This window comes from Pseudomonas sp. 91RF, from assembly GCF_003576265.1.
Taxonomy (GTDB): domain Bacteria; phylum Pseudomonadota; class Gammaproteobacteria; order Pseudomonadales; family Pseudomonadaceae; genus Aquipseudomonas; species Aquipseudomonas kribbensis.
On record NZ_QWFC01000029.1, the window covers coordinates 199,690 to 224,740 of the forward strand.

Sequence of the window (25,051 nt, forward strand, 5' to 3'; positions counted from 1 at the left end):
CGATGATTGAAGCACGCTTGAAACTCGCTTACTCAGGCTTCGGCCTGGATGTTGACCTGCACCTGCCCGGTCGTGGCGTGACCGCATTGTTCGGGCAATCAGGCTCCGGCAAGACCACCTGCCTGCGCTGCATCGCCGGACTTGAACGGGCATCGCACGCCTTTGTGCAAATCAACGACGAAGTCTGGCAGGACAGCGAGAAAGGCATTTTCGTCCCGCCGCACAAGCGTGCGCTTGGCTATGTCTTTCAGGAAGCGAGCCTTTTTCCGCATCTCTCGGTGCTGGCCAACCTGCAATTCGGACTCAAGCGGATTGCCAGGAATCATCGCCGGGTTGACATGGCACAGGCCACCGAACTGTTGGGAATCGGCCATTTGCTGGAACGTCATCCGCAGCATTTATCCGGTGGTGAACGTCAGCGCGTCGGTATCGCCCGGGCGCTGCTGACAAGCCCGAAGCTGTTGCTGATGGACGAACCGCTGGCGGCTCTCGACAGTCAGCGCAAAAGCGAAATCCTGCCTTACCTGCAACGGCTGCACGACGAACTCGATATCCCGGTTCTGTATGTCAGTCACGCACAGGATGAAGTCGCGCGACTGGCCGATCATCTGGTGCTGCTCGACAACGGTAAAGCGCTGGCCAGCGGCCCCATCGGCGAAACCCTGGCGCGTCTCGATCTGCCTCTGGCAATGGGCGACGACGCTGGCGTCGTGATCGAGGGGCAAGTCATTTCCTACGATCACGACTACCAATTGCTCTGCCTGCAATTGCCCGACACGTTGTTGAGCATTCGCGTGACTCACTCCCCCATGGAGATCGGCCAGGCCCTGCGCTGCAAAGTGCAGGCTCGCGATATCAGCCTGACCCTGCAAAACACCGAACACAGCAGCATCCTCAATCGGTTGCCGGTCACGGTGGTCAGCGAAATGCCCGCCGACAATGCCGCTCATGTGCTGATTCGTCTCGATGCGGGCGGCACGCCGCTACTGGCCCGTATTACCCGTTACTCACGGGATCAGCTTGGTGTGCATGCAGGCCAACAATTATGGGCGCAGATCAAGGCTGTCGCGGTTCTGGCATAAATCGGTCGGCACGACTGCCGGGGTCTGCGGTCAATCGCTGTAACAGCCCGATTGCCGCCCAGGAACCCCGCCATGCCCGATACCGCGCTGACCGATGTGTTGCCTTCGGACCTGCATTACGTCGATGACACCCAGCCGGGACTCACCCGCAAGAAACTGCGCGGCAAGTTCTGCTACTTCGACGCAACTGGCCAGCGCATCCGCGATCCTGACGAAATCAAACGCATCAATGCGCTGGCTGTGCCGCCGGCCTACACCGATGTGTGGATCTGCGCGGACCCTCGCGGGCATCTGCAAGCCACCGGCCGCGATGCTCGCGGGCGCAAACAATACCGCTATCACCCACGCTGGCGTGAAGTCCGCGATGCCGACAAATACTCGCGACTGCGCGAGTTCGGCATGGCGCTGCCGAAGTTGCGCAAACAGCTGGAAGTGCTGCTGGACGCGCCGGGGTTCAGCCGCGACAAAGTCATGGCTACGGTGATCACGCTGCTCGATGCCACGCTGATTCGCGTCGGCAATACGCAATACGCGCGGGACAATCGATCGTACGGCCTGACCACCTTGCGCAGCCGGCATGTCGAGATCAATGGCAGCGCGATCCTGTTCCAGTTTCGCGGCAAGAGCGGTATCGAGCATCAGATCACCGTGAAAGACCGGCGCCTGGCGCGGATAATCAAACGCTGCCTGGAAATCCCGGGGCAGAACCTGTTCCAGTACCTGGATGAACATGGCGAACGGCACACTGTCAGCTCTTCCGACGTCAACAGCTACCTGCAAACCCTGACCGGCGCGGATTTCACCGCCAAGGACTACCGGACCTGGGCCGGCAGCGCCCTCGCCCTGGCGGTGTTGCGGGAGCTGCAATGGGAATCGGAAGCCGAAGCCAAACGGCATGTGGTGGAGATGGTCAAGGGTGTGGCGCGGCAATTGGGCAACACCCCGGCGGTGTGCCGCAAATGCTATATCCATCCGGCCGTGTTGGAGCATTTCATGCTGGGCGCGTTAGCGCAGCTGCCAAAGCCGAGGAGCCGCAAAGGTCTGCGCAAGGAAGAAGTCGCCTTGGCGCTATTTCTTGAACGCATGTCAGACATGGCTTGAAGCGGTCGAACGTCTCGACTAGGCTATCGAACTTCCCCTCCCAAGGACGACCGCAGAAAGTGAACAACTAAGCCTTCAAAAATGTAATCGCGACACGCCTCTCAGGGCGCTTGTCTGTTTTCACGACATTTTTTGGAGGTGCCGATGACTCACGTCTCGCGTACGCCTGCCCTCGTCTCCCTGAACCAGCTGGGTTTCCAGTTCGCCAATGGCGAGACGATTTTCGATGCACTCTATTTGAAGTTCGATCACACGCCGACCGCCATCGTCGGGCGCAATGGTGTCGGCAAAAGCGTACTGGCGCGCTTGATCGCCGGACAATGGCAGCCCACCACCGGCAGCGTGACGCGCACAGTGGCCACAACCTACGTAGCGCAAACCTTGGTCGCTGCACCTGGCGAGACGGTCGCAGAGACCACCGGCAGCGCCGCCATTCTTCAGGCCCTGGAGCGAATGAACCGCGGCTGCGGATCAGTCGAGGATTTCGACCTCATTGGCGAACAATGGGATCTGGCGGAGCGTTTGCGGCGCTTGCTCGATGACGCCGGGCTGGCCGAGGTTGCACTCACTGACTTGACCGAACAACTCAGCGGCGGCCAGCAAGCACGAGTCGCACTGATCGGCGCGTTTTTGAGTCAGGCTTCGTTGCTGGTCCTAGATGAACCGACTAACCATCTGGACTCTTCGGGACGGCAATGGCTAATGAACTCACTGGCGCGCTGGCACGGCGGGCTGATCGTCGTCAGCCACGACCGGCAACTGCTCGATGGCATGCAACGGATTGTCGAATTGAATGGCGGGGAGGCAAATGACTTCCGCGGCAATTATTCGGCGTTCCGTGAGCACCAACGGATCCATCAAGCAGCGGCACAAGCGCGTCTCGATCAAGCCCGAAGCGAACGCCAGCGTGAACACGTACGGTTGCGGCGTGAACACGACACGATACAACGCCATGCGGCCAATTCCCGACGCAAAGCCGAAACCGCCAACATTGCCAGTTTCGAATACGTGGCGATCAAAGGCGCCGCCCGGGAAATCATGGGGCACGTCAGGCAGGGCCATCAGGCACGCAAGTCCGAGCTCGATGCCCAGGTACGGGAGGCATACGCCAAGGTACAGCCCGCAGACGGTGTGCTGGTCAACCTGCCCGGAAGCACCGTACCGAGCAATCGTCAGGTCTGCACACTGATTGAAGCCGGATTGCCATGGCTGCCCCGCGAAGCAGCAACGAGCCGCCTGAGCCTGGCGATCCGTGGTCCGATGCGAATCGCTGTCAGCGGTCCCAACGGGTGCGGCAAATCGACCCTGCTGAAGGTGCTGGCCGGGCAATGGGCGCCTGTCGACGGGGTCGCCACGACTCACGTGCCGTTCGCGTTTATTGATCAGCAACTGGCCCAACTGGACGATCAGCGCTCGATCACCGAACAGTTGATGATGCAGGGGGCGGGCCTGGACGAAGGCACGCTGCGCAGCAACCTCGCTCACCTGCAACTGGATGCTCGTCGCGCCACGGCATGTTGCGCTTCATTGAGCGGTGGCGAACGCCTGAAAGCCGCACTGGCGCTGGCATTATGGAGAGCAGATCCCGCGCAATTGCTGTTGCTGGACGAACCGACCAATCATCTTGACCTGCCCTCGGTGGAAGCTTTCGAACGAGCCTTGCAGACATTTCCAGGAGCGATAGTTGCCGTTTCGCATGACCAGGACTTCCTCAAGGCGCTGCAACCGACTCACCTTCTGAACTGGCATCGTTCCGGTTGGTTACTTCAACCGACGAACTGACCTGACTATTTTTTGCACGATTTGTCAGGGCTTCTATAGTTGATCTGATATGAATCGGCTGCGGTGACGCCATGGAAGACATATTCGTCGTGAAGCGTTGCAACAAGATCATCATTCACGGTCGCCGCGCAGGAGAAAGTCTCCATGAACCCGCCGAGGCCACCCGTTGGTATCGCATCAACGACACGCGTACCGGCGGTTTCATCGGGGATGGTTACGATCTGGAAGAGGACGCCCGGCGAGAATGCCAGCGACTGAATGCCGTCAGCTCACGAGTCACGGACTGTGAGTCTTCGGGCTGATAGCTGTCATTTACGGGTCTATACTCAAACCAGCTGAAGGAGCAGCGCCCCAACGGCAGAGAGCTCGCGCTTCGCGGGCTTTTTGCTGCCTCAGAGCGGTTTCCTGAACGGAGGTGTTCCATGTCCGAAAGAGAGTCCATCACCACTCTCCTCACCTTGCTCGAAGCCCGGGAGGCACGCCTTGCCGCGGCCTGCAAAGAGATCGCCGACTGGGTCGATCATCAAGGCGGGCATCCGACCGCCCTGCGCATCCGCGATCGCTTGAATGACATCGAAAAGGATACGCCGCTGATTCGCAGCACTCTTTCGTCGCTCAAACCTGTCGATCGGCCGCTGCCACGCTTCAGGTGATCCACTGTTTCGCACAATGCCTGCAAAAAAGAACGTCCTTGGTGGTGAAAGGTCAAACCCTTTAAACGTCACCAAGGAGGCGTCTCATGGTCATTCACTTCAAAGTCGACGGACATCTTGCCTGTGGTCACAAGGGCAACAATCTCAGCGCCAGCCCCGAGCTCAATCGCGTCAAGTGCCGCAGCTGCCGCAACACCGACGCTTATAAAAACGCACGCAAAGACCAGCGCAATGCGGCGCGCCGGGCCGCTCGCCATGCCAAGGCAACGAACCATGCATCCAGTTGGCGTTCCGAGTGGATCGAGCGTCTGACGGCGATGGCCGGCCTCCAGCGCCTGCCAAGGGGTTTCACCGGGCAAGCCTTCGTCTAGACCGGTAACACAATGGGCCGACTGTTCGACCCATTCCTGCTGATGTGTTTATTACTGTGCAGCTCTGCCGATGCTATGGTGAGTCCTGTCGGTTCCAGTTTCGGTAACTCAGCGTGCAAACATCCCTTGATCCTGAAGACAACTTCGGAGCGCCCCCCTCGCCTCGCCGCAATCCGTCGCAAAAACGCAGCCGTGAACGGCAGGAACGGATTCTCGGCGTGGCTACCCGGCTGATTGCCAGCAAGGGCAGCGATCACTTGAAGATGAGCGAAATCGCTTCACTCTGCGAGATATCCATCGGTTCTCTCTATCAGTATTTTCCCGACAAAAGTTCGATCATCCTCAGCCTCGCGCAGCGTTATAACGCCGAAAGCCGCCGCTGTATCCAGGTTGCTCTGGAGAAGGTTCATGATGCGCAATCGCTGGAAGTCGCTTATTCGGAACTGCTGGATCTGTACTACCAGGTCATCACGGCAGAACCGGTCATGCGCGATATCTGGTCAGGCATGCAGGCTGACAAACACCTGCTGGATCTGGAACTGCAGGAAAGTCGCATCGCTGCGCAAATGTTGACCCGCGCTGTGCTGCGCGCCTTTCCTGACGCCAATGAACAACAAGTCAGGGATGCGGCGTTTCTGGTCTGGCAACTGGGTGAATCAACGATGCGCCTGGCCATTTCCTGCTCTGAGGCAGAAGGTAAGCGATTGGTCGAAACCTTCAAGCGCATGTCGCTTCGGGAAATACTCCATCCGGCCCTCGCCGACTCTCTCAATTCTTCGATTTAATCCGTGAGGTTCAACAAATGACCTGTCGTCGGCTGAGGGCAGACGTTTCTTGACGCCATAACATGAGCATCTATCGTATTTTTTGTGAGAGATACTCACGTTAACAGAGAGATGATCATGACAAGCTCAGAAGCCCAACCCTTTCTGATACTCGGTGCTACCGGAAAAACCGGAAGCCGCATCAGCAGACGACTGATCGAAGAAGGACATCCGGTTCGACCAGGGTCGCGCAATGCACCCATCCCGTTTGATTGGGAGAATCCTTCAACCTGGAGCGCTGCTCTCACGGGTGTGCGCGCCGTCTATATCTCCTATCAACCCGATCTCGCCATGCCCGGCGCCCTGGAAACCCTGCAGGTGTTCGTTTCGCTCGCCGTCGAGCACCACGTCAAACACTTGGTACTGCTGTCAGGACGCGGTGAAATTGAAGCGCAAGAAGCTGAACGTATTGTGCAGAACAGCGGTGTCGACTGGACAATTCTGCGAGCCAGCTGGTTTTTCCAGAATTTCAGCGAAGCGCATTTCCTCGATCCGATCATTGAAGGTCAGCTCGTGCTGCCAGTTGGCAATGTCGCTGAGCCGTTTGTCGATGCGGAAGATATTGCCGAGGTCGCCGTGCAGGCACTCACAAAACCGGGACACGCTGGAAAACTCTTTGAACTGACCGGGCCAATAGCATTGACCTTCGCTGAGGCAATTCAGGAGATCGGCTCGGCAACAGGACGCGATATCCAGTTCATACAAGTACCGCCAGAGAGTTACCGCAAGGAACTTGAAAATGCACAACTGCCGGCGCCCTGGATTGATCTGGTGCTTTATCTCTTCACCACCGTACTGGACGGGCGCAATACCGCTGTTGCCGATGGTGTAAGGCAAGCCTTGGGACGACCTGCGAATAATTTCAGTGCTTATGCCAGACACACGGCTTCGACCGGGGTCTGGAATGCTCCGGAATGACAAAGGTGCGGGGACTTTTCGCGGAGCAAAGAAAAAGGGCTTGCATGAAGTATGTCATGCAAGCCCTTGATATTCATGGTGCCCGAAGCCGGAATCGAACCGGCACGCCCTTACGAGCGGGGGATTTTAAGTCCTACGCTGGAATCAAGCGGGCTGCGGCTTGGAGCCAATTTTCCGGGCCGCAATTCGGCCTAATCCACATTCATTAGGCCTAATGTTTTCAGATACTAAAAAATAATTGCGGCCCGGAATTTTCTCCAGGAATCGGCACTGCCGGTGTTTAGAGACCAACAATCCATCCAATGGCATCATGCCGATTTTGCATACTCCCTCCCACGGCGTTCTGCCGATCGGGTTTTGCTTAAGACCCATCGCCAATTTCTATTTTCTGTACATACGCGAAAAAGCAAATCCACCAAGCAATTGACAAGTCAAGTTAAATATGAGACAATTTTTTGGTGTTAGTGTTTTTAGCTAGTGAGGTGAGTTCGATTCTCATTAGCTCTACTATGATTGCCCCTTTGCTGTTTCTCGGCCTTTTGCGTCTCACCAGTGTTGTATTGCAAAAAAACTCAGAACCAGTAGTTAACACATCAAATAAGGGGGTACCTATGCCAAACAAAAACAAGTCTCGCGTTGGAAGTTTTGCTGTAAGTTATGTTGCATGTTTTCTCGAGACAGCATGGGCAGCCATGGTAGCGGTCGCGGTGACCGTCACAGGCGGTGACCAGGGTAGCCTGGCACTAGCTAAAAACATTATTTCACGTCGCTATTTTTCAACTTTCGATTTTTATCCTACAGCCCGTTCATAACCGTATCTCCTGCTAGGCTGGATTCTTCTCCGGAGGATATTCAATGCCTAATTCTGACCTGCTCCCTTCCCTGTTCTACAAAATAAACGAAAACCAGCTCGCCCTCGAGGCAGCCATCATGGAGCTCACGCTATGGGTGGAGCAGCGCGGATCAGCCGACGTCGCGGAAAACGTTCGCGAGTCTCTGGCCGCAATCGATCGGAATGAGGAATTCATCAAGATGACCTTGGCCGTAATGATGACTCCTGAGTGAATGCCTCAACGCTTTTCCAGAGCATCCCTCACGTCCTGAAGCTTTTCCCATGGATTGAGATCTGCACCGCGAATACGGCAGTTTGATAAATGCGGGAACCGCTCGGATTTATTTATTTCCCGCTGAATAGCTCCGCAGCGCTTGCACTTTATCGTTGCGTTAATAATTGACCAGTCTGAATTCCATTTCAGAAGTTGATCCAGGGGCGTCATGCTGTCTGACCTTTACAATAACCTGTACGAAAAATTCTATCCGTACAAGTTTTACAGGGCAAGATCGCACATTGCCACTAACCCTCCCGCAGCTCGTCGCCTCGCCCTCGCTCGTCGACCGCACCTCGATTACTGTACATGCATACAGCATTTGTACAGCGATTCGCTTCCATGAATTTTGACCAAGCCAAATCCCTTCGGCTCCAGCGATGGCGCGCTACTCTCGACGACCACGACTTCCGCATGCAAAACCCGGAAGGACACCGGGAAGCCCTCCATGAGATGGCCGAGGCGCTACGTGCAGAGGGCCTGATCGACCAGCTTGAGCAGTTCGACATGAACGAGATGGCTGACGCTGCCTACTGGCACGCCGTTGAAGAGCTGCAGAACTCGCCAGGCCAATACCGAGGAGCATCGACCTACAACGTTGTGCACGTCGACGACGGGAAGCTGTTGGCTACGATCAGCCGCTCGATCTTCAACTTCGCGACCGAAAAGCCGCGCGGTGTGTCCCGAACCTATGACGGGAAGGTGTATTCAGGCCCGGAAGGGATATATCTGAACCTGGGCATCTCCCGAAATGTCGGCAGGATCTCAGGGCTGACACTGGAAATGCATGGGCAGCGCTTTCAATTGATCGAGACTGAACGGGTAATTGGGGGTGTCGAATTCCGGCCTATCGATGACCCTGACACCTACCGCGCGCTGGTGGATGCTGCTCAGGTCGCGCAGGAAGAGCGAGATTTGAGTACTTTTGAAAAGGTGCGACCACACATCGAGTCAGCAGCGTTCTGCACCTGCCCTACCTGTCTCGACCGCTTTGGCACTCGCGAAGAATGTCCAACCTGCGCCGGAAAAGGTTTTGTGACAAAGCCGTCGCCACCGGGTCTACGCTGAAAGATCATGCGAGGACCTGGCAATGTGCGGACGACTCTCCCAGTACAGCGGGATTCACGACTTCGTCGCGGCGCTCAGCATGCCGAACGCCCTGATCAACTCAACCGGCGAGCAGCCTCTCGAGCGGTACAACGCCGCACCGACCGCCCAGCTTGCCCTTTTCCATCAGGAAGGTCAGTTCCTGCACGCTGACATGGTTCGCTGGGGATGGCGCCCGCACTGGGCGAAAGACCGCGCCGCGCCGATCAATGCCCGTGTCGAGAAAGTCGCCCACGGCCCATTCTTCCGCGCGATATGGCCGCACCGGGCGATCATCGCGATCAACAACTGGTTCGAGTGGGTTGACGAAGGTGGTCCGAAGAAGCAGCCCTACCTGATCCGGCACCGGGACCAGTCGCCAATTCTCTGCGCCGCGATCGGCCAGTATCCGAACGGAGAACATGACCCGGGCGAGCACGATGGCTTTGTCATCATCACTGCCGATAGTGCTGGCGGTATGGTCGACATTCATGACCGTCGGCCGGTCGCCCTATCGCCGGAGCTGTCCAGAGAGTGGTTGGATCCGGCCACACCGAAAGAACGCGCCGAGCAGATAGTGCTGCACGACGGTGAGCCGACAGAGGTGTTCGAGTGGTACAAGGTCGACCGGGCGGTGGGAAACGTTCGAAACCAGGGGCCGCAACTGATCGAGCCAGTCGAGTGATTCAGCTCCGCGACAACGTTTTCAAACGCTCCACCAAAGCGGCTTCGAAAATGATGTACAGCCGCTCGGCATCGCCGGCGTGCAAAGCGCCGCCTGTTTCCAACCCCAGCACGAAGCCATCCGCCCGTGCGCCCGCCTTCACAGCGATGATCATCGAGTCTGCCCGGACAATCTGCGCCAGCAGCCTATCCGCTTCTCGCTGCATCTTCTCGCCCAGCACCACGCCTTCCAAATCAATCACCTATTACATTCACTACGACATCCAATACATGACAGCGAGAACCGCTGAAACCCAGACAATCGTCATCACAATTGAGTAGCCTGCCAGTTGCCTATCCATCTGCCGCTTCATCCGGTACGAATCTAAAGGATGGTTCACGACTGTAGGTCTCGCAAGAATGGCTTGGGGCCATCAATGCTGCATTTTCTGAACGTAGTCCTGGCAAGCCTGAAGCGCAATCAATCCCCGGTCGCCTTCGTCGGTGATGGCGACAATTCGTTGAGCATGCGCCGGGTCAAGTTCGGCTCGTACGGGGCCATGAACCACGCCGCCGGCGCCGGCGGTGGCAGGCACTGAACAGCCACCGGCTGAACCCGCGTCGAGAAGGACTGACAGCCGAAGATCAGAAGTGGCAAGGCGATCACGCAAAAGAGCCTGGTCTTTTTGAGCATTGGTCATTTTCTCGGAGTGGGTTTTGTCACTGGCAGCCAGCCGCTGCTCGAGCGCCAGCCGCTTGTCCTGCTCGGCCTGCTGCGCGGTGGCAGCGGCCATGGTCAGCTGATTCAAGGTTTCGGCGTGCAGCCGGTCATGCTCGGCCAGCAGCTTGCCGTAGCGCCAGTCCTGGAACTGCCAGGCGCCGGCGGCACCGATCAGCACCAGAGCCAGCGCGCCGATCAACTTCCACGGCACGACCATCACGGCACATCCCTGAAAAAGACATGGCCGCCCAGCTTCAGGGTCTGCTTGGCCTTCGCAGCCCAGGCCGGCGGTGTCTTCATGGCGATCGCGTAATAGTGCGTAGCGCCGCTGGTCGGATCCTGTACTTTTCCGTCAATCACCTGGTCCGCTACGATCCGGCACTGCGCCAGTTCGCGGAACGGAATTTCCTTGGCGCCGCTAAGGTACGGGAAGTTAGGGTCGTTTTTGTTCCAGCAGCTGAACTGATATGGCTTCTGGCAGACTCCGGCATAGCCCTCGCCCCACCACGAATTGGTCTTTCCGTCGAAAACGCGATTGCGGATGGACCATGCCACGGCCACTCGGCCTCCCGCGCTCTCGCCACGAGCCTCGCCCCAGATGGTTCGAGCGAGTACGTCGCGATCTTTTTCGGTGACTGTCATACTTTTCTCCAGGCAAAAAAATACCCGCTCAAGGCGGGTTTGCAGTTGCGGGACCGTTATTGCGGTCGCCAAGGCCGGTTCTCTGGATAGGGGAACCCGTCGGCGCCTTCTTTCCAGTTCCTGACACGGGTTCGGTAGGGCAGCCATTGCTCGCGGGTGACCGGGAGCGCATCGGCGCCCTCTTCCAGCGCCATCAACTGGTTGTTGATGAACTGGATCTCAGCGGTCTGCCATTCAAGCTCCACCTGAGCAAGCGCCAGCCTTTCTGATTTCTGAGCCACGCTGTCGATCAACGCCTGAGGCACCTGATCTGCAAGGCTTTCCCCTTCCAGGAGATTTTCAGCGGTGAAGTCATCATTCACCGCGCGCCAGCCGTCAATCCATATTGCGTAGGGCATAGAGTTACCTGTCAAAGTAGTAGCCGGTGGTATAGATACTGGCCGTGCTAGGCGACACCGCCCGGTACGTGATCGTGCCGTCATCCGCGATACGGCAAAAGGAGTTGGCCACCACGTTGGGGCTCGCAAATACCTGCCAACCTGTAGTCGCGATACTAGTTGCGGCGTCCGAGGGTGTGAACGTGCATGGAGCCGATCCCAAACTCTGAAATCCGCCGGCCAGCGTGTGAGCTGTTACTGGGCAACATCCACGGCAGCTGACGCTACCGATACCTGTTGCAGCGTTGAGGATCTTGAACGGCAGCACCTCGGCGTTGCCGAAGGTGTACATCATCGAGCCGTCGAGCGGATGGTGGTGGAATTTGTAGATGTTGTTGGCCACCCCAACCAGCAGCGATCCGAGGTATCGACGCGTGTTATCGCCGGTTTTTTGATGGGCCTGGTTATCGTAGCGAGACGGTGCTGTCGCTGATTGTTCAATCGTGCCAGTGGCCGTCAGATAGACATGGATGAAGCTGTTGGCCGCACCAACCGGTACGAAATCGCCACCGGCGTATGAAACCACCTTGTTCACCGAAGGAACGAATGCGCTACCGGCACCGATGTTGATCGATGTCGCGGTGTTCCAACCGAGCGTCAAGCCGTCAATGTATCCACGACCGACGCCCAGGGCTGCCGCAGTGGCCGCCGACGCAGCAGCATTGGTTTCGGAGACTGCCGCAGCATTCTTTGATGCCAGCGCAGCGGCTGCCGAAGCACCCGCGTTCGTTTCGGAGGTGGCCGCCGCAGTCTTCGACGCCAGTGCCGCAGAAGCCGAAGCGGCCGCGTTCGTTTCGGACAAGCCGGCAGCATTCTTTGATGCCAGCGCTGCAGCTGCCGAAGTACCCGCGTTCGTTTCTGAGTTGGCCGCCGCAGTTTTCGAACTGGCCGCCGCCTGCGCGGAATCAGCCGCCTGCTGAACGCTCTCCTCAAGACCATCCAGCGCATCCCCGACTTCAAGCGAAGCCTGTCGCAGTGCGTCGGCGGTAGCTTTCAAATAGCCCTGAATCGGCAAGATTGCGTAAACACCGGTCGGATTACTCGAGCCTTTGTACGGCGGATCGATGCCAATGGCGGTGTCACTGATAATATTGATGATCTCGTATCCCACGCCGTCCGGTCCCCGAAATTCGTCCCCAGTACGGCTATTCGCTACGAATGCTGTACCGGTACCGATCACCGCATTGGAATTTTGGACGACAGAGACCGTTCCTGTTTTGTACCAGGTCATTGAGTAACTCCAGAAAAGATAGGATCAGGCCAGCAATTTGGCGCAGAGAAATGGCCGGTGACCTTGGTCGGTCCATGCGGTCGTTGCGAGGCTGTACATCATGATCCTGCCACCGCCGTAATCGACGCCCAGCGCGCAGCCGGCGCCGTTCGCATCGTTGTGGCAATTCAGGGAAAAAGGGTTGAGAGAGACATACTCACCAGCACCCAGCGCTTTATTGATCCCCCAAATGTATCGACGACCCGCAGTCAGCTGCTCACTGCCGAGATATGTCCAGTTGCCTGCTGCAAACGTCACCACCACGGCAGGCGCGCCACTGTCGTAGACGAGCGAGCCTGCACCATCCCACAAACGCATTCCATACGCGGCAGTACCCATCGATGCCCAAGCCGCCACGAAATAAAGACCACTAAGCGTTGCGTCGACAGATGATGCCTTCATTGAGAAGCCGGTCCAGTTGCCCGGCCCGCCCGTAAACCAGACCGATATCGGCACTTGAATCGTTCCGCTCGGTGTCGGCCGAATGAACACAATTGGAGGATCGGCACTGGTGACTGCTCTCGCGAACACGGCCGTGGCATTGGTGCTCCCAGAGTAAGAACCTTTGGTCAGCATGCAGAGGCGCGGCGCGTCCGAATCGATTTGCACAAACGAACTATCGTTGATGCTCTGAAAGCCATAGTTCATGTCGAGTACCTGATCGCGTAGCCCTTGGCGACAATTCTTGATCCACCCGTCGAGGCGCTGGCTGAAGGATTCTTCGGTCTCACAACCACTTGCCCCGCCGCCGTCGTGACGTAGGGGTAAGACTTCGCATTTCCGAGAGGATCGGCCTCCGCCGTTTGCACGTCCTGCGCTCTGGTCGGGATGATCATGAACACGCAGTTGGCCGGGTTGAAACCGGGAATGCTCAGGGTGTAGCTGGGCACCGTTCCGCTGAAGTCGATTACGCCCTGCCAGAGCACCTGATACGTAAACGAGTTGGTGTCCATGGCGAGAAATCCATTCTCGTCAAAGACACGCAGGCCAAATAAAGCCATCAATCACCCCAAATAGCCGAGACGGACACGCAGCACGTTATTGGCGTCGTAGACCGAGACGTTCAGCGAGTTGATCACCAGCCGCCCCTGACCGGGCACGATGCCGTTGATCTCCAGCGTTCCGTCTTTGTTGAGAATCCAGCCTTGCACGCCGGCGATGTAGTTGGTGGAGCTGATGTAGCTGCCGATCTTCGCGTTGGTGATCGTGCCGTCAGCGATGAACGCCGAGTTCATGAACACCTGTCCGTTCTGCACCGCGAACGGAACCGAGATGGCGCCACCGGCAATGGTGTTGACGATGGCAAATCGGTCAGCACTGACTAGGAACTGGCTTTGCAGCCCGGCGCCGGTGTTCTCAATGCCAAGGCCGATCCCGGCCGCAACGTACTTGCCGTCCTGGGTGATTTGCATCTTCACCGACCACATCGTCGACAACTTGCCGCTGGTGTCGGCGTACGCGGTTGCCGTTTCCTGAATCGCCGCAGTGTTGTCATCCACGGTGGCCGTCAACTGCGTGAACTTCTGCGCCGTTGCCGATTCGTTGGTGACGACCGTCTGTTCTAATTCAGTGAGGTTTGCAGCGTTCTCCCCCACCTTGCTGTCGAGCGTCGTCAGTCGTTGCGTCGTCGCGGTGTTCTGCGTTGTACGAACCTTCACCTCCTGGGCAAAGCTGGTGGTGGCATTCCACCCACGCAAAGCATCCAACGCGTCACCCTCGCCGCTGTCATCGCGGGAAGCCGCGCGCAGGGTCTGGAGCGCTGTCGCCTGAGCGGTCACAACGCCGTCGAGTTCGATAATCTCGGCGGTATTGGTCGCCACCTGCTGAGCCAGGCCGTTTGCCGTCTGCACGGTTTGGCCCACGTCCAGCCAGTAGTTCTCATTCGGCGGTGGTGTATTGAGCGGAACCGGGCCGGTGGCCTGGTAGATCCGCTTCCCAACGACCACGCAGTCGTATTCCTCGTAAGTCGCTTCCGGGTCGTAACCCTTCAGCCCGTCGAGCGCGTCGATCTGGGCCTGCAAGCCCGGGATTTTGTCGATCTCGTCGAGGATGTCCTGGCCCAGCTCTGTGCGGCCGATCTCGCCGGCGATCATTTCCAGAATCGCCGCTGCGTCTGCACTCGACTGACCCTGCACGCCGATTCCGATCGGATACCACGGCCCGATGTTGCCGATCCGATCAACGATTCGACCCCAGAAGTAGAACGTCACACCGGCACGCAGACCGAGCATGGAAAAGTCACTTTGCGGGTAGGCCAAGTCGGTCAGCTTGGTGGCGGCCTCCAGTTCGGTAGTCGGCCCGTACCAGATCTCGGTTCGTTGACTGTCCTCGGCGCCAGCAGGGAAACCCCACTTCAGGTAGATCCCGAACAGCAGCGGCGTAGCGTTCAAATAGGCCAACGCCGGCGGCAGGCCCTGCTTGCCGCTGAGGTTGGTCAGGATCGAGTTGCGCCAGATCGAGGTGATGTCGAAGGCACTCACCGCGCGGACGCGGGCCACGTAGGCACCAGCGTAAATGCCGACCACGTCCACGTTGGTCATGCCGGTGCGTTGCAGCTTGATCCAGTTGCCGCTGTCCTTGCGCCATTCCACGTCGTAGCCGACCGCGCCGTCCACGGCGGGCCAGCTGATAGTCATGGTGGCCACGGCCAGACCCTGGATGACCGAAGACGTCGAAACCACGGTCACGCTCGCCGGCGCCGGAACGACGGTGATCGGGATCACGCTGATCGGCCGCTCCTCCAGGCGGGCACCGGTGTCGATGTAGGCGAATTTGCTCGGTTCGTACTGCAGCGCGCTGATTTCGAAATCGCCTTCGGTGGTGCGTTTGGTGCCCAACACTCGGTACAACGGAATCGCCAGGTCATCCGCGTCGAGCGCCCATTGCAGTTGCGCGATCGGTGGTTCGCTGTAGTTGGTGGTGACAGTCACGTCACGACCGCTGACCTTTTGCACCGTGCGCCCTTCGGCACGACCGCCCGGGAGGTTGATGATCAGTCGATCACCGGCCTTGGCCTGGGTATCACGGTCGAGCGTCACCACGCGGCCAGACGCGGACGAGATCCGTCCGCCGACCTCACGACCAGCCAGCAGCGAGTCCGCCACCGGGATGATGTGGCCCGGCAACGGGATCACGCCTTCCATACCGGTCTTGAACGACACGGTGCGGTCCTGGCTGTTGCTGAGGATCGCCCACTTACCGCGGCGCTGTGCCTCAGATGCACGGGTGCAGCCAATGGCGCTCAGCTCGGTTGGCCGGTCGCCGTAGCGGCGTTGCAGATCCAGGTCGGCGAACGGAATGACGTCGGTGTCGTAGTTGTTGGCCGGGTTGTCGTAGCTGACCAAGGCCCGGGTGTACCGGGTTTTTGCCGAGGCACTGCCGTATGAGAATTTCCCGTCGATGACGTTGGCCCGAGTGAAGACGTAGTCGAAGTCCTGCGCGCGCGGCATGTCGGCCTGCATCACCAACTGGCCCTGTGCCCAGTACGTCATGCCCCGGTAAATCGCGGAGATGTCGCGCAGCAATGACCAGGCGTCCGCCTTGCCCTGCAGGTTCATGTCGCACAGAAAACGAGGCTCCTGACCGCCCAGCCCGTTCGGCACCATCTGGTCGCAGTACTGGGCAATCCGGTACAGCTCCCACTTGTCGACCATGAACGGCTTGATGCGCTTGCCCAGACCAAACATTTCGTTCGTGCAGATGCCGTAGGTGATCCACGCCGGGTTGTTGGTCCAGGCCGACTTCATCGAGCCATCCCACGTCCCGGTATAGGTGCGCAGGATTGGGTCATAGTTGCTCGGCACCATCCAGCGCCGGGCCTTGCACTTCACGGTCACGGCCGGGATATTGGTGAATTGCTCAGCGTCGAACTCGACGTAGAGCAGCGCAGTGTTCGGGTAGCGCAGCTTGGCGTCGATCACTTCGGTGTAACCGGCGATCAGCATGGTGTCGGCGATCTTGTTGCTGTTCTGGTTCGGCGTGAGGCGGCGCACGCGGATCTGCCAGCCGGTGGTGGCGTCCGGAAGATCGATGCGCCGCGAGCGCTCATAACGGGTCGTGGTCTTGCCGTCGACCGCGTCCACCAGCACCTGCTGATAGGCGCCGCCGTCGGTGGCCACGTCAATGGCGTAATCGATGCGGTAGCCGCCGACATTGCCCTGGTCATCTACCCGTTGCAGAGCAGGCCAGGCCAGGCGCATGCGCACGGCGGACAGTTGGGTGTTGGTGATCGAGCGCACCCACGGCGCATCGCTGCGAAGCTCCACGTTCAGCGACGTCTCGTTCTCCACCGCCGGGATGCCCGGAATGTAGGTCTGATTCACCGATCCCGGGCGCCAGTCCCACTTCACATCCGGGAAGTTGTAGTTGCCACTGGCATCACGAATCGGCGTGTTGTCCAGGTAGATGTCGTATTCGGTCGGTACGGCGTCGAACTCACCCTCGCCCACGGCGATCAGCAGCTTCGCCAGGTTGGTCGAGCGCAGGCTGTCGCTGGCTTCGACCGGCGATTTCGGCTTGCTGCTGCCGCCCTTCTCGCCGTAGATCTCGATCTGTTCCGCTGCGCCCATGCTTTCCTCCAGGCAATAAAAAACCGCCTCGTGGGCGGCTTGACGTCATTTGATGATCTCAGAGCTGCGGTGGTTCTGCGTAGCTCACCTCGATGACCATCTCTATCTTTCTTTCTAAAATCTCGTTAATGACTGCTCTCTGGTCATCGTGAACACTCATATAAACGTTCATCTGTTTCGCTCCGCGTTGACGCAAAGGGACGCCAAGTAGATTACCGCTGCAGGCATATCTAAGTAATGCAAGCCCCCTCTCCAGCAACTGCTCAAAGTCAGACCACTGCTCAAGCCCTCGCAGATCACTATCTCTCGGAGCATGAAGATAGTTCCCGAGTCGTTCACCAACCTCTTTTAATTCAGGTGTAACAGGCGTGTACTTGCATAGCATCACCGGAAAGCCGCCCGCAACGATTTTGAGATTCACCTCCTGTTTACAACCTGCAAAGGCTTGTTCCACCTCTCTACCAAGCACCGCAATCTGCCATCCCTGCTTTTTCTTTTCCTTCACATGTTTCTGATTTTCTAGGTACTCCCGATACCTGGACTCAATTCCGAACCGCAACTCAAGCGCGCTATAAAAATAGTATTCGGGGTTATCCTTGCCGCGGGCGAAGAGCCTTTCGCCCCGCGCAAGATGGTTTGCCGCCCCTCTGAAGAACTTAAACGCTTCCATAACTTTTTGCTCAAAAAAGCAAAATCATACCTTGTCTTCAGCCAGGATCGAGGCCGAAATGATCATCCCGCCCCACCGGCGCTCGCCGATGCAGATCGGCACCGGGTTGCCGCTGGCCGTGGTGTTCTTGGCGCTGCCGAAGGCGTAGGACGGGGCGTTCTCGGAAGAGGCGCTTTGCGAGAGCCCCTTTGCTTGCGGGCTGAGCATTTGGATCACGCCGCCTGCGGTCGAAGCGATACCACCTGCAATCAATGCTGCACCCTGAGCCGTTGTTGAACCGTAGGCGAAAAAGCCAACGGCGATCAGCACGATGCCCAACACGGTTTGCATCAATCCGGCGCGCTTGCTGCCCGATACGACCGGGACGATTCGGATCTCCCTTGTGCCACCCAGATCAAAAGCCTCAACCGCTTCGTTCTTCCGATTTCGAAAGATGGCGAATCGCATGCCGAGCCGATCTAGTCGGCGGATCTCATTTTCGAAGCCATCCAGCGTCACCTTAAGCGCCTTGAAGGCCTCCCATACCCGCTTGCTGTCCACTTGGCGACGATGTACTCGTCCAAACTTCTTTGCCAGTGAGCCAGATAGAAGGATCGTGGTCATTGGATTGTAAGCAGCTGCAACGTCAGCCATGTTCTTCTCCGGGCACAAAAAAGCCCGCCGATGCGGGCCTGGGAATGCATTTAAATTGCCGTGGGGGATATATCAAAATTGTCGCCCGAAAGCGTGATACGACGCCTGACCGTCTCACCGGTTTTCACATCAACCTCGCGCTCAACCAAGCCCCAGCCACCGCATGCGGCGCTCGGCTTGATTCCAAGGATATGTTTTCCGGCTTTTACTCCAAACCGAGCTACCTCGCCTGAAGCGAATTCAGCTGCCAGGGTTCCATCAATGTACAGCCGGTAATTACAGCCAGATCCATATAGACCGCTGTCACGCGTGACGAGCAACTGCGACTCCGACTTGGCACTGAACGCATACAGGCGGTTACTCGGAACCGGATCAGCCTTATCCGCTGGCACCGGCGAAGTCGCACACCCCGCCAACAGCGCTACCGCCAGCGCTCCTACGATCACTTTCATGCAGGTCACTCCTGTGGGAAAGGGTGCACTGTAGCGCGGTACTGTCCAGGCATCCAGTGTGGATGGAATGCCAGTAGCAGTTGCATGCTTTGCCATAGTAGCGTTCAGACACTATCACGCACGGGGTATCCCCCAAATTGAGAGTCGCATATGTTGCCTATTGACGAAATGATCGAGCAAACGGAAATTCAAGACGGCGTTAACACCGCCGTGATCAGTATTATTCAAGTGCTTGCATGCGCAATCGCCGCAAAATTGCCAGAAGGAAAACAGTGGACATTTCAGGCTGCTCTTCAGGATGTCGCTGGTGATGAGGAGCTAACTGGTGAGCTTTCTGAAAACGGGAAGCAAGCGTTCAATCATGTGGCAAACAATGTTGCGTCAGCCGTTGAGAACTTTTTGAGCCGTAATCAAGGCTAGAGGATTCCCAGTCCTTTGCCTGCAAGCCCAAGGACCGGGATTGCGCCAATTTCGGCGCGTTGGCGACCTAGGAGGTCAATGTGACAGAGCAGACAAACAACAGTATTCAGGGTGCGTTTGATCTTGGAGTTTTGAGGGTCATCCAGAATATAGGAGGTACTTTTTACAAAGCCTCCAACAGCGCCGTAAGAAAAATCATCAAAGACCAGTTGGCGTATGCGAAGGGTCGGCCAAACTCTTCATGGACCGGACCCGGTGAAATTGCAGCGTTTGAAACTCCGTTTGAAGCCCTGGAGCAGGTGATCAAAGAGATTGACGAAGCGGAAGCTTTGGCTCGTTCGCAATAGCCCTTCTGATTATGTGCATGCAGTGAAGCTTTTCCCGCAGGTCATCTCTCCGATCTGCGGATTTTCTATCTGAACTCTTCATAAAATCTCCATCGGCTCAGCCGCATCAAGTGGTTGTTTGTGCATCTTTATGCCTGAGAATCAGGCGTGTTCGCTCAAGCCAGGGCCCACCGAAAACGATAACCTCGGATGGCCTGCCGTACAGGTGGTGCAGCAGGAAAGGCCCTGGGCCGAACGTCGCGGCATCCTCACCCGGCAACGACGGATCGGCGCCGAGAAAGATCCCGGCATGGTTCGGATAAACCGTCCGCCCCACTTCCATTACGATCATGTCGCCGCGCTGCGGCTGGTCGACCCGGTAGAAGCCAGCGGCCTGATAGTTCGCCTCGTACAGGCTGGTGTTGTCCTTGCTTTCCCACCAGCCGTCAGCACGTTTGAAGGCTTCGAACTCCAGCCCCCACTCGCGCTTGTACCAATCGGCGCAGACCTGCCAGCAGTCCCAGGCCCCGTGTACGAATGGGCGCTTGAGCAGCGGCACCTCACCGGACGGCATGACGGTGCGCAAGTCGCCCTCGGGCCAGCTCAGGATGTGCCACGGCATGGCCGTCGCCTCGCACATGGCCAGGTCGCGCGGTGACGGTCGGCTGGTGGCGTCCGGATGCGAGTGCACCACGCCGATCACTTCGCCAATATCTTCGGCCGTCGCGTATTCCTCCGGGTCAATTCGGAATTCCTCGTTCGGCTCGGTCGAGACGTTGCGGCATGGGTAGTACTGCTGCTTTCGGCCAACAGCCAGCAGCAGGCCACAGCACTCTTTCGGGTACTCGGCGGCCGCGTGAGCCTGGATCGCGTTCAAAATATGTTTGCGCATGTCAGCTCCTTGCGATCAGCGAAACGGCCGGGAAGCCACCGAACGGCAGAGGGTTGCCATCACCGAAGCGCGGGATGCAACCCTTGCCCAGCGTGGCGTCACACGCATCCAGTTCTGGGTTATCCGTGAGGTTCCCATCCTTGTCCCGATACGGGCCGGTGTAGCCGCAATTCGGGCCCCGGTAGCCGCCGGTGAGGCACCAGTGGCACAGAGTCGTAGCCTGCCGGCCGATGGACTCGTTACCGACATCGCCCGGGCTGGCAAGCTCCCAACTGACCGTTTCCCCGTCCTCGTTCGTTTTCTGGTCGATGTACCAGACCTCGATCGTTTCTTGGGTTGGATCTGCCGTTGGGTTGCCCGCCGGGAAGTTCACCGCGTCCAGGTACGTGCCCAGCGTGTGACGCATGGTCAGCTTGAACTCGAGCAGATCCTCGAACGCCAGACAGAGCGCAGTGATGCGGCCGTTGACGTTGCCGACCGACAGAGTGGGCCGAACGGCCGTGCCGTCCCCGTTCGCCTCGATTCCGTCGATCTGCATTGGCCAGGCGCTGTACTCGTTCCCCTGCCAGTAGATCGCCTTCGCCGGCAGCTGGTCCGCATCGTCGCCAGCGGCGATCAACTCGGCCGCCGTGTGCGGTATGGCGTGCCCATGGAAGCGCAAAACATCCGCGCCGTAATCCGTGCCGTCCAATTCAAAGAGCAGCACTTCGCTGCCAGGCTCAAGTACCTGGATGTCACTGATCAGCGGCATGATTGCCCCTTATGGTTGGAATGCCCGCTCGAACGTGGCGGTGAGTTTGAAGACGCCGCCGCCCATTGGTGTGGGAGCAGGATTTTTGCAGGTGAACAGGCCGAGCTCCCCGAGCGGTGTTGTCCAGAGAAACGCTTTCGCACCGGCGTGCTGGTCGAGGAACGCCATAATCTCTAGCACCTTGGCCTTCTGGCCGGCAAAGGTGATCGGGTAGGAGTCCTCTTTGTTGTTCGGGCCGTCACCGACGTTCTGCGCGTAGCCATTGCCGAACTTCGAGGAACGCACCCGATAGTTGATATCGGGCGTTTCCCCGCGCTCGGTTGGCCAGGTGAATTTCTCGATGGCCATCAGGCCCTCCCATTTGCATTTCGGAAGCTGGTACCGCCCGCGCGCCAAGAGTCGGCTACGGCCTTCTCGGCCACAGCCTGCATCTGCGATTGCAGGTTTCTCGACAGCGCCTGCTGGTCAATTTGCATGCCTTCGGAGCTGCGATCCTCGGTTACCACCGTCACCGGTGCGTTGATGCTGATTGCAGTACCGGATCCGCCTCCGGCCGCGATGACACCCAACTTGCCGCTGGAGGTTCTGGTCAGAGGCATGATTGCCTCCGGCCCGGCCTCACCCATAACGCCAGACTGGCCGCCGGCCATCCCGAAGGCGGTCGGCGTGCTAACGATGCTGTTGGTGAAGGCGCCCCCGTTGGCGAACATCTGCACCCCGGATGACCATGCACCACCCAGGGCCTGAGGAAAGTAGCTGCCGGAGTAGCCAGCCGAAGAAGCGCCGAGATTCGACGACGTTGCGCCAGCAGATCCATCCGCCAGCCCATTACCGCCGCCACCGCCAGTGAAGTAGCTGGTTGCGGCACCGACCAAGCTGCTCAGCAACGCCGAGCTGGCTTGCCGAGTCGCGATCCGCGCCATGTCCGCCAGAATCGACTTGGTGAAGTCAGCAAACGACAGTTTCCCGGTCATGGCGAAGTTGACGATCGCGTCTTCCATCGAGCTGAAGGCGTTGCCGAACAAGGTTTTCGTCTGGCCGGCAATATTGCTGGCCGAATCCAGATAATTGGCCCAGGCCGACGTCGCGCCTTTGGTCCAGTCACCTTGCGCTTTTTCCACATCCGCATAGTTCTGCCGGATCTGGTCAGTAGCGGCCTTGTTCGCGTCGGCGAGCGCCTGAGACTTACGGGCGAACTCTTCCTCCGACATGTTCCGCGAAGGATCGGATTTCTGATTGGCGAGCTCCAGCGATTGCTGAGCGAACCGGTCTTGCTGGCTGTTCAGTTCGTTGTTGAGCGCGTTCTGCCGATCGCCCTGGCCGACGCCGAGAACGGCGCGCTGCCCCGCCAGCTCCAAAGCCCGCTGCTGCTGGGCCAAGGCCTGAACGTAGGTCGTGATCGATCGCTCTTGTCGAGCAAGGCGGCCGGTCTCGTTCGTGGCCAGAATTTCGAGCTGGCTGTCAGCCTCTTTCTGCGCCTTGACCATCCCGGCTCGCGCATCGGCGATCTTCTGGTCGAGCTGAATGCTTTGCACAGCAGAAGTGGTTTTCTTCGCCTTGGCGGCTTCCAGTGCGGTGATTTCAGCCTCGTAGGCTGCGGTCACTTCATCGCGCTCGTTGCCGATCAGCGCTTCACGCTTCAGGGCATAGTCGGCCTGGGAAACGAGGCCGGCCTTCTGCGCCGCGTCCAGTTCCTTCTGAGCGTTTTTGTACTCCTCACTGATGGCCGCCAGATTGTTTTTGGCGTTGTTGAAACCGGTCAGATCGACCTGCGTACCAGCGGCTTTCGGATCCTTGAATTGGTCGTTGATGTTCGCCAGGTTCTTGTCGATTGCCGCCTGATTCAAGCGCGGATCGTTGGGTGCGACCTTGCGGATGTCTTCGAGCTGTCGCTTGTACTCCTTGATCGCTTCGGTGCGCTTCTGCTCATTCGTCCACGCAGATTTGGTCAGGGAATCGACCTTTCCCATAGCGGTAACGGCATCCTGCTGAGCCTTCGCCTGCTCACCTTCCCATTTGGCAATGTCAGCCTCTGCGGCCTTTTGATCCTCCAGCATGTTCAGGCGGTTACGCCGAAACTCGATGAGGGCATCCTTCGACTTTTGGCTTTGAAACAAGCCGTCCATGGATTCAGCTTCACGGAGATCGTTCTGTGCGGTCTCGATCTCTGCATTGATGTCGCGACGGCCGATGTTCTTCAGTCCATCAGCGGCGCGGGCTACTGCGTTGTAACCCTTTTCCCAGAAGCTCAGGTTCTCCAAGATCTTCGGCGTGCGTTGATTGATTGCATCAGCGTACTGCTCGGTCGCCAGTTTCACGGCGCCGGCATGATCGCCCTGCTTCTCCAGTGCGGCGATCTGCGAGTAAACAGACGCAGTCAGGTAGTGGTACTGCTCGTTCAACGCGGCGGACGCCTTGACTGGGTCGTCGGCGAGCTTGGTGAACTCCGCTACTGTCTCGCTTACGGCCTTGCCGGTTGCTTCCTGCATCGACACAGCGGCCTGGGTGATGCTGGTGAAGCTCTCACCCGCGATCTTGCCGTTGCCCGCCAAAAGCGCCAGAACCTCGGCCGCTTGCCCGGTAGTGCCGACCGTAGCGCTAACCTGGCGGGCCATGTCGCCCAGTTGCCCTGCGCTCACACCGGCAAAGTTACCGGTCAGGATGAGCGATTTGTTGTAGTTATCCTGCTCTTCGCTGCCCTTGTAGAAGGCGTAGGCCAAAACGCCAACCGCCGCAGTGGCTAGCGCAAGCGGCGCCAGCATCGCAAATAAGCCGGCGGCACCTTTGCCGGCGCCGGCGCCCAGCTGAGCCACCGCACGAACGCCACTGCCCCAGTCACCTGACGACAGCGCATTTCCCAACTGAACGACGTTTTCCTGAGCCTGGCGGGTGCCGAGACGCAGTTTGTCGAAGCCGGTGGTGGTTTTATTGAGCTTGTCGTAGTCCTTGTCGATCTTGCTCAGGGCGGTGTTGTACTCGTCCTGACTGATCCGGCCAGCATCCAGATGCTTACCCAGTTGCTCGACCTGGGTGTCCAGCTTCGCCAGCGCGGCGCGGGCAGGGTCAATGGCGCCCAGAAGGCTGTTCAGCGCCTTTTGCTCGTCCATGGCCGACTTGGCCAGAGCAACCTGCTGCTTGTCGAGCTGTGCCGAGATCTTCGCGGCCTCAGCCTCGCCATAAGCACCGGTTTTCGTCAGTTTTGCCAGCGCATCGCGTTGTTTCGCGAGATCCTGCGTGGTCTTGGCGCTGGTCGAAAGCGACTTCTCCAGCGCCTGCATTTCGTTCATCAGCGAAACGGCGGACTGCTCGGCCCGCCCGCCAGCTTTCGCCATATCATCAAGGCTGGTTTTTGCCTCGATTGCATCGGCCGAGTCGATCTTGATGCCGAGTTCGGAAATGTTCATCGACTCACCTTGAATAAGTGCCCGTGCTTACGGGCTGTTTTCCCTTTCCTCCGCCATGACGCGCAGGGCTTCGCCTTCCAGCACCTGCAGGTCAGGAAAGATTTCAGCGAGTTTCTTTTTCTTGATGCCGAGGAAGCCGGCAACGTCGCGGATGCAGTTGTAATCGAGACCGATCGGGCCACCGGAGCCGACCCGCCACTGCGTGGACATTCGGTTGAACAAGAGGAAGGCTGGCCAGTTGCATGGCCAGACCTCTACATCGTCACCCAACATATCGGC

At 58.4% G+C, this 25,051-nt stretch carries 30 protein-coding genes and 1 tRNA gene; 14 read left to right on the forward strand and 17 right to left on the reverse strand.

Going from position 1 to position 25,051, the window contains the following annotated elements; all coding sequences use genetic code 11:
- The first annotated feature begins 2 nt into the window (after window positions 1–2).
- The 8 genes from modC to DXT77_RS15490 all read left to right on the forward strand — a co-directional run bounded on the left by modC (window position 3) and on the right by DXT77_RS15490 (window position 6,731).
- Entirely contained in the window at window positions 3–1,082 is a 1,080-nt protein-coding gene (gene modC / locus DXT77_RS15455; RefSeq protein WP_119428259.1) for a molybdenum ABC transporter ATP-binding protein, read from the forward strand.
- Window positions 1,083–1,154: 72 nt separating this feature from the next.
- Window positions 1,155–2,183, forward strand: a complete 1,029-nt coding sequence (locus DXT77_RS15460; protein WP_119428260.1) for a DNA topoisomerase IB — start codon at window positions 1,155–1,157, stop codon at window positions 2,181–2,183.
- A 144-nt stretch (window positions 2,184–2,327) separates the two neighbouring features.
- Complete coding sequence (locus DXT77_RS15465; protein ID WP_119428261.1) at window positions 2,328–3,965, forward strand: ABC-F family ATP-binding cassette domain-containing protein; 1,638 nt, start codon at window positions 2,328–2,330, stop codon at window positions 3,963–3,965.
- Between the two features lie 71 nt (window positions 3,966–4,036).
- Complete coding sequence (locus DXT77_RS15470; RefSeq protein ID WP_119428262.1) at window positions 4,037–4,267, forward strand: hypothetical protein; 231 nt, start codon at window positions 4,037–4,039, stop codon at window positions 4,265–4,267.
- A gap of 120 nt (window positions 4,268–4,387) precedes the next feature.
- Window positions 4,388–4,618 (forward strand): hypothetical protein, encoded by a 231-nt coding sequence (locus DXT77_RS15475; protein WP_085710047.1) that lies wholly within the window; start codon window positions 4,388–4,390, stop codon window positions 4,616–4,618.
- 86 nt (window positions 4,619–4,704) lie between these two features.
- Window positions 4,705–4,989 (forward strand): hypothetical protein, encoded by a 285-nt coding sequence (locus DXT77_RS15480; RefSeq protein WP_119428263.1) that lies wholly within the window; start codon window positions 4,705–4,707, stop codon window positions 4,987–4,989.
- Between the two features lie 113 nt (window positions 4,990–5,102).
- A complete protein-coding gene (locus DXT77_RS15485) occupies window positions 5,103–5,774 on the forward strand; it encodes a TetR/AcrR family transcriptional regulator (protein WP_119428264.1) in 672 nt (223 codons plus the stop codon).
- A gap of 117 nt (window positions 5,775–5,891) precedes the next feature.
- Window positions 5,892–6,731 carry an NAD(P)H-binding protein gene (locus tag DXT77_RS15490; RefSeq protein ID WP_119428265.1) on the forward strand — a complete coding sequence of 280 codons (840 nt, stop codon included), beginning with the start codon at window positions 5,892–5,894 and terminating at the stop codon, window positions 6,729–6,731.
- A gap of 76 nt (window positions 6,732–6,807) precedes the next feature.
- On the opposite strand, the gene DXT77_RS15495 is transcribed toward DXT77_RS15490, so the two are convergent.
- Window positions 6,808–6,923 (reverse strand) — tRNA-Leu (locus DXT77_RS15495).
- A gap of 317 nt (window positions 6,924–7,240) precedes the next feature.
- Between DXT77_RS15495 and DXT77_RS29740 the strand changes: the two genes are divergently transcribed.
- The 4 genes from DXT77_RS29740 (at window position 7,241) to DXT77_RS15510 (ending at window position 9,608) form a co-directional block, all read left to right on the forward strand.
- A complete protein-coding gene (locus DXT77_RS29740) occupies window positions 7,241–7,543 on the forward strand; it encodes a hypothetical protein (protein ID WP_147407005.1) in 303 nt (100 codons plus the stop codon).
- A gap of 43 nt (window positions 7,544–7,586) precedes the next feature.
- Complete coding sequence (locus tag DXT77_RS15500; protein WP_119428266.1) at window positions 7,587–7,796, forward strand: hypothetical protein; 210 nt, start codon at window positions 7,587–7,589, stop codon at window positions 7,794–7,796.
- Between the two features lie 383 nt (window positions 7,797–8,179).
- Window positions 8,180–8,905, forward strand: a complete 726-nt coding sequence (locus DXT77_RS15505; protein WP_119428392.1) for a hypothetical protein — start codon at window positions 8,180–8,182, stop codon at window positions 8,903–8,905.
- Between the two features lie 22 nt (window positions 8,906–8,927).
- Window positions 8,928–9,608, forward strand: a complete 681-nt coding sequence (locus tag DXT77_RS15510; RefSeq protein ID WP_119428267.1) for an SOS response-associated peptidase family protein — start codon at window positions 8,928–8,930, stop codon at window positions 9,606–9,608.
- 1 nt (window position 9,609) lies between these two features.
- Here the strand turns inward: DXT77_RS15510 and DXT77_RS15515 are convergent, their stop codons facing one another.
- From DXT77_RS15515 to DXT77_RS15565, 11 genes are all read right to left on the reverse strand, one after another.
- Entirely contained in the window at window positions 9,610–9,840 is a 231-nt protein-coding gene (locus DXT77_RS15515; RefSeq protein WP_119428393.1) for a hypothetical protein, read from the reverse strand.
- Between the two features lie 180 nt (window positions 9,841–10,020).
- Window positions 10,021–10,524: a lysis system i-spanin subunit Rz gene (locus DXT77_RS15520; protein ID WP_119428268.1), complete on the reverse strand. Its 504-nt coding sequence runs from the start codon at window positions 10,522–10,524 to the stop codon at window positions 10,021–10,023.
- Window positions 10,524–10,949: a cell wall hydrolase gene (locus DXT77_RS15525; RefSeq protein WP_119428269.1), complete on the reverse strand. Its 426-nt coding sequence runs from the start codon at window positions 10,947–10,949 to the stop codon at window positions 10,524–10,526. The genes DXT77_RS15520 and DXT77_RS15525 overlap by 1 nt, the downstream gene beginning before the upstream one ends.
- 56 nt (window positions 10,950–11,005) lie before the next feature.
- On the reverse strand, window positions 11,006–11,347 hold the full coding sequence (locus tag DXT77_RS15530; protein WP_119428270.1) for a hypothetical protein: 342 nt from the start codon (window positions 11,345–11,347) through the stop codon (window positions 11,006–11,008).
- Window positions 11,348–11,351: 4 nt separating this feature from the next.
- Window positions 11,352–12,617 (reverse strand): hypothetical protein, encoded by a 1,266-nt coding sequence (locus tag DXT77_RS15535; RefSeq protein WP_119428271.1) that lies wholly within the window; start codon window positions 12,615–12,617, stop codon window positions 11,352–11,354.
- A gap of 24 nt (window positions 12,618–12,641) precedes the next feature.
- Complete coding sequence (locus tag DXT77_RS15540; RefSeq protein ID WP_119428272.1) at window positions 12,642–13,304, reverse strand: hypothetical protein; 663 nt, start codon at window positions 13,302–13,304, stop codon at window positions 12,642–12,644.
- The gene (locus DXT77_RS15545) at window positions 13,301–13,609 is read right to left on the reverse strand and encodes a hypothetical protein (RefSeq protein ID WP_256662952.1); all 309 of its coding nucleotides are present in this window, start codon (window positions 13,607–13,609) and stop codon (window positions 13,301–13,303) included. Before DXT77_RS15545 ends, DXT77_RS15540 begins: the two co-directional genes overlap by 4 nt.
- Window positions 13,610–13,660: 51 nt before the next feature.
- A complete protein-coding gene (locus DXT77_RS15550; protein ID WP_119428274.1) occupies window positions 13,661–17,224 on the reverse strand; it encodes a host specificity protein J in 3,564 nt (1,187 codons plus the stop codon).
- Window positions 17,225–17,282: 58 nt separating this feature from the next.
- Window positions 17,283–17,894 carry a hypothetical protein gene (locus DXT77_RS15555; protein WP_119428275.1) on the reverse strand — a complete coding sequence of 204 codons (612 nt, stop codon included), beginning with the start codon at window positions 17,892–17,894 and terminating at the stop codon, window positions 17,283–17,285.
- Between the two features lie 24 nt (window positions 17,895–17,918).
- The gene (locus tag DXT77_RS15560; protein WP_119428276.1) at window positions 17,919–18,527 is read right to left on the reverse strand and encodes a tail assembly protein; all 609 of its coding nucleotides are present in this window, start codon (window positions 18,525–18,527) and stop codon (window positions 17,919–17,921) included.
- A gap of 50 nt (window positions 18,528–18,577) precedes the next feature.
- The gene (locus tag DXT77_RS15565) at window positions 18,578–18,979 is read right to left on the reverse strand and encodes a hypothetical protein (protein ID WP_119428277.1); all 402 of its coding nucleotides are present in this window, start codon (window positions 18,977–18,979) and stop codon (window positions 18,578–18,580) included.
- Between the two features lie 150 nt (window positions 18,980–19,129).
- Here DXT77_RS15565 and DXT77_RS15570 point away from each other — a divergent pair, with 150 nt between their 5' ends.
- Together DXT77_RS15570 and DXT77_RS15575 are read left to right on the forward strand one after the other, a co-directional pair.
- Window positions 19,130–19,399: a hypothetical protein gene (locus DXT77_RS15570; protein WP_119428278.1), complete on the forward strand. Its 270-nt coding sequence runs from the start codon at window positions 19,130–19,132 to the stop codon at window positions 19,397–19,399.
- Between the two features lie 80 nt (window positions 19,400–19,479).
- Entirely contained in the window at window positions 19,480–19,746 is a 267-nt protein-coding gene (locus DXT77_RS15575) for a hypothetical protein (protein ID WP_119428279.1), read from the forward strand.
- A 106-nt stretch (window positions 19,747–19,852) separates the two neighbouring features.
- Here DXT77_RS15575 and DXT77_RS15580 read toward each other — a convergent pair whose 3' ends face one another.
- From DXT77_RS15580 to DXT77_RS15600, 5 genes are read right to left on the reverse strand one after another with little or no spacing between them, the layout of a single operon-like run.
- The gene (locus DXT77_RS15580; RefSeq protein WP_119428280.1) at window positions 19,853–20,617 is read right to left on the reverse strand and encodes a C40 family peptidase; all 765 of its coding nucleotides are present in this window, start codon (window positions 20,615–20,617) and stop codon (window positions 19,853–19,855) included.
- Window position 20,618: 1 nt separating this feature from the next.
- Window positions 20,619–21,368, reverse strand: coding sequence for a phage minor tail protein L (locus DXT77_RS15585; protein WP_119428281.1), 750 nt, complete (start codon window positions 21,366–21,368; stop codon window positions 20,619–20,621).
- A gap of 9 nt (window positions 21,369–21,377) precedes the next feature.
- On the reverse strand, window positions 21,378–21,716 hold the full coding sequence (locus DXT77_RS15590; protein ID WP_119428282.1) for a phage tail protein: 339 nt from the start codon (window positions 21,714–21,716) through the stop codon (window positions 21,378–21,380).
- Window positions 21,716–24,772 (reverse strand): phage tail tape measure protein, encoded by a 3,057-nt coding sequence (locus tag DXT77_RS15595; protein ID WP_119428283.1) that lies wholly within the window; start codon window positions 24,770–24,772, stop codon window positions 21,716–21,718. The genes DXT77_RS15590 and DXT77_RS15595 overlap by 1 nt, the downstream gene beginning before the upstream one ends.
- Window positions 24,773–24,799: 27 nt before the next feature.
- Window positions 24,800–25,045: a DUF1799 domain-containing protein gene (locus DXT77_RS15600; RefSeq protein ID WP_248739830.1), complete on the reverse strand. Its 246-nt coding sequence runs from the start codon at window positions 25,043–25,045 to the stop codon at window positions 24,800–24,802.
- Window positions 25,046–25,051: the final 6 nt, after the last annotated feature.